The sequence below is a fragment of the Aeromonas sp. PrichA-15 genome (assembly GCF_017939245.1).
GTDB lineage: Bacteria > Pseudomonadota > Gammaproteobacteria > Enterobacterales > Aeromonadaceae > Aeromonas > Aeromonas caviae.
The window spans coordinates 1-6,108 of sequence record NZ_JAGKRH010000111.1; the positions used below are offsets into that span (position 1 = coordinate 1).

At 59.4% G+C, this 6,108-nt stretch carries 5 protein-coding genes; 2 read left to right on the forward strand and 3 right to left on the reverse strand.

The window, feature by feature from the left end; genetic code table 11:
* Positions 1-202: 202 nt before the first annotated feature.
* Positions 203-412, reverse strand: a complete 210-nt coding sequence (locus J9889_RS14270) for a DUF1653 domain-containing protein (RefSeq protein WP_010674028.1) — start codon at positions 410-412, stop codon at positions 203-205.
* A 355-nt stretch (positions 413-767) separates the two neighbouring features.
* Here J9889_RS14270 and J9889_RS14275 point away from each other — a divergent pair, with 355 nt between their 5' ends.
* Positions 768-1,982 carry a pyridoxal phosphate-dependent aminotransferase gene (locus J9889_RS14275; protein WP_005302243.1) on the forward strand — a complete coding sequence of 405 codons (1,215 nt, stop codon included), beginning with the start codon at positions 768-770 and terminating at the stop codon, positions 1,980-1,982.
* 65 nt (positions 1,983-2,047) lie between these two features.
* Here J9889_RS14275 and J9889_RS14280 read toward each other — a convergent pair whose 3' ends face one another.
* Positions 2,048-3,523, reverse strand: a complete 1,476-nt coding sequence (locus J9889_RS14280) for a YfcC family protein (RefSeq protein WP_109113039.1) — start codon at positions 3,521-3,523, stop codon at positions 2,048-2,050.
* Between the two features lie 162 nt (positions 3,524-3,685).
* Complete coding sequence (fabV, locus tag J9889_RS14285; protein WP_041212832.1) at positions 3,686-4,879, reverse strand: enoyl-ACP reductase FabV; 1,194 nt, start codon at positions 4,877-4,879, stop codon at positions 3,686-3,688.
* Positions 4,880-5,149: 270 nt separating this feature from the next.
* Here fabV and J9889_RS14290 point away from each other — a divergent pair, with 270 nt between their 5' ends.
* Positions 5,150-5,575, forward strand: a complete 426-nt coding sequence (locus J9889_RS14290) for a DUF4124 domain-containing protein (RefSeq protein ID WP_104455716.1) — start codon at positions 5,150-5,152, stop codon at positions 5,573-5,575.
* The last annotated feature ends 533 nt before the right edge of the window (positions 5,576-6,108 follow it).

Sequence of the window (6,108 nt, forward strand, 5' to 3'; positions counted from 1 at the left end):
AGGTGACAGCAGGTCAGACAGGGACTCAAACTTTCCGGGAGGACAGGCGTGAATGAAGTCGAGAGCTTGGTCGATACGCATAAAAAAATCCGAAACCCAACAAGGAGTTTCGGATTCTTACACAGCCTGAGGATCGGTCAATGGATTCTTAACTGATCGGCATTACGCCTCTGGCGCCTTTTTTCATGTCGCCAAGCCTGCCTCAGGCCACCGGCGTGAAGCGGCTCACCACCTGTCCCTGATGTTCAATCCACTCCATGAACATGGCGACGGGGCGGGCATAGACCTGACCATCCTGTTCGGATTGATAGATCACCAGCTGCTCCTGGGTTTCGGTGTGCAAGGCCAGGGCCAGAACCTGGTAATAGCCCCCCTTGAAATGGCGGTAGCGACCGGTGGCGGGTGCCTGCATGAGTGAACCTCGAGAGCGGAAAGATGAGCCCCCGTGCCTGCGTGCTCCCCTGGCAGACCGACGGGTCGGGGCTTTTTTACCCCAGCCAATCGTGCCAGATGGGGGAGATATTTCAATACACTCATGTTGCTTTATGAATCTGCCCCTCATCTTTCACTGATCTACCAAAGAGAGGCAAACGATCATGCTGAATTTAACATTTCAACAACCCTGTTTCAGGGGTAAATATCAGGGATTTATTCCATAAATTAGATTGTTCTAGCATTCAATTCTGTGAAGAATAGGGGCAGAGAAATTTGATACTAAAAACAGCTTTTCTGCCAACGCGCCCCACGGGGAAGGAATCACGCTCACCATGTTCACTATCGACAAGTCGCACAAGCTCGACGATGTCTGCTATGACATCCGCGGCCCGGTGCACAAAGAAGCTCGCCGTCTCGAAGACGAAGGTCACCGCATCATCAAGCTCAACATCGGCAATCCGGCCCCGTTTGGCTTCGAAGCACCGGAGGAGATCATCAAGGATGTGATCCTCAATATGCCCCAGAGCCAGGGCTACTGCGACTCCAAGGGGCTGTTCTCGGCCCGCAAGGCGGTGATGCAGTACTACCAGCAAAAAGGGATGCGCAAGGTCGACATCGACGACATCTACATCGGCAACGGTGCGAGCGAGCTCATCGTGATGGCGATGCAGGCGCTGCTCAACAACGGCGACGAGATGCTGGTGCCCTCCCCCGACTACCCGCTCTGGACCGCGGCCGTCACCCTCTCCGGCGGCCATGCGGTGCACTACCGCTGTGACGAAGGGGCTGACTGGTATCCGGATCTCGACGACATCCGCGCCCGCATCACCCCGCGCACCCGCGGCCTGGTGCTGATCAACCCCAACAACCCGACCGGCGCCGTCTACGGCAGCGAATTTTTGCTTGAAGTGATCGAGATCGCCCGTCAGCACAACCTCATCATCTTCGCCGACGAAATTTACGACAAGATCCTCTACGACGACATCTCCCACACCAGCGTCTGCACCCTGTGCGACGACGTCATGGTGGTGACCTTCAACGGCCTCTCCAAGGCCTACCGCGCCTGCGGCTTCCGCCAGGGCTGGATGGTCATCACCGGTCCCAAGGGTCGTGCCAAGGGCTACATCGAGGGACTGGAGATGCTGGCCTCCATGCGGCTGTGTGCCAACGTGCCCATGCAGCACGCCATCCAGACCGCCCTTGGGGGCTACCAGAGCATCAACGAACTGATCCTGCCGGGGGGTCGCCTGCGTCGCCAGCGGGACAAGGCCTGGGAGCTTTTGAACGAGATCCCCGGGGTCTCCTGCGTCAAACCCAAGGGGGCGCTCTACATGTTCCCGCGCCTCGACCCCAAGGTGTATGACATCCGCGATGACCAGAAGATGGTGTTCGACCTGCTGCAGCAGGAGAAGCTCCTGCTGGTGCAAGGCACCGGCTTCAACTGGCCGGCACCGGATCACTTCCGCCTGGTGTTCCTGCCCCGGGAAGAGGAGCTGGAAGAGGCTATCGGTCGCCTCGCCCGCTTCCTCAAGGGCTACAAGCAGTAAGCAAGACTCATGAAAAAGGCTCCCGCGGGAGCCTTTTTGTTGTCTGTCGTTTTCTATCCGCGCCATCAGCCGTGGAGCAGGGCCCCGGCCACCAGCACCACCATGGTGATCAGAGCCACCCCGATGATGAAGGGCAGCACCCAGCGCACGAAGCGATCGTAGGGGATCCTGGCGAGCGCCAGCCCCGCCACCAGGTGGGCGGCGGTGGGGGCAAACAGGTTGATCCAGCCGGAGGCGGACTGATAGGCGGTGATCACCAGATCCCGGGAGATGCCGGAGAAGTCCGCCAGCGGTCCCATCAGCGGCATGGAGACGGTCGCGAGCCCCGAGGTGGAGGGAATGAAGAAGCTCAGGATGATGTGCACCAGATAGGCCATCAGGATGAAGACCGACGACGACAGTCCGCTCACCAGCCCCTCGGCCCAATGCAGTATGGTGTCGATGATGACGCCGTGCTCCATCACCACATAGATGCCGCGCGCCACCGCCACCACCAGGGCCACCCCGATGAGATCCCGCGCCCCGTTCAGGAAGGTCGCCACGTAGTTGGACTCCGGCATCCGGTTGATGAGGGCAATCAGGATGGAGGCGCTGAAGAAGAGGGTGGAGAGCTCGTCGAACCACCAGCCCAGGGTGGGCAACAGATCAATGCCCAGATCCGACCAGGGCACCACCGCATAGATCATCAGCAGGAAGGTGCCGAAGAAGACCAGCATGGTGAGCTTCTGCTTGCCGCTGAAGGCGAGGTTGCCGCTCTTCATCTGGGAGAACTCGTCGTCATAAACGATATCGGCCAGCACGGAGCGGGACTTGTCCTGCTGCACCTGCCTGGCGTAGCGCATCACGAACCAGGAGGCGAAGATCACCAGCAGCAGCCACTGGATGACCCGTAGCCCTATCCCCTCACCGATGGGGATACCCGCGAAACCAGAGGCGATGCCGGTGGCAAACGGATTGACGGTGGAGGCGAGCACCCCGACCCCGGAGCCGAGCAGGATGATCCCGGCCGCCACCATGCGATCGAAGCCCGCCGCCATCATCACCGGCACGATGAGTGCCCAGAAGGCCACCGTCTCCTCCGCCATGCCGAAGGTGGAGCCACCCAGGGCGAACAGGGCGATCAGCACCGGGATGAGCAGCCGCTCGCGCCCGGCGAAGGTACGCACTATGGCCCCGACCCCGGCATCCAGCGCCCCGCTCTGCATGGTCACCGCCAGAAAGCCGCCGATGATGAGTACGAACAGTGCTACGTCCGCCGCCTTGTGAAAGCCCTGGATGGGCGCCTTGAGCACATCGAATACCCCCTGGGGTTGGGAGGGGAGCTCGGTGTAACTGCCGGGTACCGGCAGCAGTCGCTCGTCACCGCTGTAGTCGGCCACGGCCGCTGCAGCCACCGGCTGCTGGGTCTTGGCCGTCACATAGTTGTATTTTCCCGCCGGCAGCACCCAGGTGAGGGCCGCCATCAGGGCGATGATGATGAAAAGCAGGGTATAAACCGTGGGGAGCTGGCGCTTCTTGGGCGCCTCATGGGATGTGGTCATGGCTTTCGTACCTCGGCGGTGCCGTCTGTGATCCGGACAGCGCAAGCCTAGCGGGTTTGTTCGGGGAAAAAGGTGATCGCGGATAATAAACCTGAGGCAACAGGTTGAGTCTGCTGCAAAAAAACAGGGCCCCGCAGGGCCCTGTCTGTGCTGACGACCGACTTACAGCTCGACCACGTCGAATTGCACGTCCGGATTCACGTCCGCATCGTAGTCCACCTCGTCCAGGCCGAAACCGAACAGGCGCAGGAACTCCTGCTTGTAGCCGGTGTAGTCAGTCAGCTCGGAGAGGTTCTCGGTGGTGATGGAGGGCCAGAGATCACGGCAGGTCTGCTGCACGTCTTCACGCAGCTCCCAGTCATCCATGCGGATGCGGGCCTGCTCGTCCAGCGCCATGTCGGCGCCGTACAGGCGGGTGCGCATCATGCGGTCCACCTGCTCCATGCAGCCCTCGTGAATGCCCTTCTCCTTCATGATCTTGAAGGCCATGGAGATGTAGAGCGGCATCACGGGAATGGCAGAGGAGGCCTGGGTCACCACGGATTTGAGCACGGCCACGTGGGCGGTCCCCCCCTTGGCAGCCAGATCGCCACGGATGGCGGTGGCGGCGCGGTCCAGATCTTCCTTGGCACGCCCCAGGGTACCATGCCAGTAGATGGGCCAGGTCAGGTCGGTACCGATGTAGGAGTAGGCCACGGACTTGGCGCCGTCAGCCAGCACACCCGCATCGCGCAGAGCCGCCATCCACAGTTCCCAGTCCTGGCCGCCCATGACGGTGATGGTGCTTTGGATCTCTTCCTCATTCGCCGGCTCGACGGTGGCGGTGATGATCTGATCCTTGTTGGTGTCGATGGCGGTGGAGGTGTAGACCTCGCCGATGGGTTTGAGGGCGGAGCGCACCACTTCGCCGGTGTCCGGCAGCTTGCGCACCGGAGAGGCCAGAGAGTAGACCACCAGATCGATTTGACCCAGATCCTGCTTGATGAGCTCGATCACCTTGGCACGGCACTCGTGGGAGAAGGCATCGCCATTGATGCTCTTGGCGTAGAGGCCGGCCTCTTTGGCGGCCTTGTCGAAGGCGGCGGAGTTGTACCAGCCGGCGGAGCCCGTCTTGGTCTCGGAGCTCGGCTTTTCGAAGAAGACACCGATGGTGGCAGCTCCGCTGCCGAAGGCTGCGGCAATGCGGGAGGCCAGACCATAGCCGGTGGAAGCGCCGATCACCAGCACCTTCTTGGGGCCATTCTCGATGGCGCCCTTGGCTTGGGTGTAAGCGATCTGGCGACGAACATTGGCTTCACAACCGACCGGGTGGGTGGTGGTGCAGATAAAGCCGCGAACCTTGGGTTTGATGATCATGTGTTGTCTCTTATCCGTTTGATGGATGAAATCGGGGCATAAGATACCTCATTGCGGCCCGTTATGGTGCTCTGATGTGTTGAACTGCGGGGAAACAGGCAGGGATCCGTCGCTTTATGCCGCCATGGCACACCCATTGCGCAGGAGATCTCCCCGCCATGGACCAGAGAGAGGCGACGTGAGGACCGGAATGTCACACCCTGAACGAGGCCGTTGTCTGACCTTGCGCCATGTACTAGTGTGCAAGGAAGAGTATTCAAGGAGGAGTCTATGTCACGCATGCTGGTCATCTCTCTCACCTGCCTGGGGCTTGCCACCGTCCCCGTTGTCCAGGCGGCAGTCTATCAATGCGCCCGCGATGGGCAGATCACCTTCAGTGACATCCCCTGCAGCAGCGACGCCAAACCCATGGCACTCAATGTCTATACCCCCTCCCCCGAGGCGGTGGAGCAGGCGGCCAACCAGACCCGGGAGATAGAGCAGAGCCTGGCGAACGGCCAGAAACAACGCCAGGCCGAGGCGCTGCGCACCGAGATCGAGGCCAAAAAGCAGAAGATGAACAACGAGATGACCCAGATCACGGAGAACAAGGCAAGATCCCGCAATGTCTCGGCAGAGATGCAATCGGTCACTACCCGATATCAGAAAGAGATTGAGTCCCTGAACCAGAAACTCTCCACCTTGCAGGCAAAATAAACACTCCCTGTTTCGGGACAGAAAATATACCGAAGTGGCAATGTCGTCACGAGTTCACACATGCCGCACATCCAGAACATCACCCCCTTGGCCGTTTATTTCTCACACCAGAGGATCAGATAGCGGCTTTTTCCCGATCCCCGTAGCCACCTAATTTCACCGCGTTCCAGAAGACTCAACTTTATCCCCACCGAGATCTCTGACGTGCCACAGGGTTCATACGAGGGCGATATATAGGGGCATCGTGACAATTGTCAGTGCCAAAAGAGGCGCCTTCATGCCAATATTCCCTGGGGCCCAAAGCGGTCCACGAGATAAATAACCTTGGTACGAGACCCTACAATTAAGAAGCTATTTATCAACATTGAAAAATAAAAAGTTAATTTGAGCCGACATTCCGCACCTGATTTAGGAATAAATTTGCCGATAGCGCTCACCCAATACCTCCAAAATGATCTGCTGGTCTCCTGTTAGCTCCGTTACTTGTGGCGGAGCTTCTCCCAGTCGATATTCATGGATGCCACCAAAGCGCA